This is a genomic window from Psychrobacter pasteurii, assembly GCF_900162815.1.
Taxonomy (GTDB): Bacteria; Pseudomonadota; Gammaproteobacteria; order Pseudomonadales; family Moraxellaceae; genus Psychrobacter; species Psychrobacter pasteurii.
In genome coordinates this window covers 1-599 of record NZ_FUGD01000175.1, presented here as the reverse complement: position 1 = coordinate 599, position 599 = coordinate 1, and the positions used below count along the sequence as shown (strand labels likewise).

Annotated in this window: 1 pseudogene; it reads right to left on the bottom strand. The window is 37.6% G+C overall.

The window, feature by feature from the left end:
• Positions 1-599, bottom strand: a pseudogene (locus A1232T_RS13100) (RNA-guided endonuclease InsQ/TnpB family protein); the annotation flags it as partial.

Below are 599 nucleotides of genomic sequence, written 5' to 3'. Positions count from 1 at the left end.
ATCTCAAACTGACAACCTGCATGCTTGCATTTATATTCCAGTTGTCGTTTAAGTTCAAACCAACCTGCATCGTATGTCGATTTAGCCAGTTTGGTCATCGAATTGGTAAATGAGCGTGATTTAACATCACCAACCACAATTAAGGCATTATCCTTAACTAATTGGGTGGTGAATTTATGAATTAAGTCTAATCTTGTATTTTTAATTTTGGCATGAATTGCTTTAACACGTTTTTTATTGTTAGCACGCTGAGCGATAGCAAGCTTTTTAGCCCATTTTTGAGTCTGCTTAATAGTAAGTTTATCACCCATTGAGGTAGTAGCAGACTCTTTTAAGCCCAAATCAATTCCAACGCTGCCCTTACCACTTACTTGCTTAGGAAAGTCTTTAACGGTGATACACGCATACCAGCGATTACGACTGTCTTGTACTATCTCAAGCGTGTTGATTTGATATACGCTTAGGTTGTAGCTATCGAATACATCAATGATGAGCTTTTGACCTTTAGATAGCGATAGCTATAGGGTTGATTTCAGTCCCTTCTTACCTGTCTGCCTTGTTTGCAAATACTTGATAGCAGATTTTTTAAAAGGTATCCA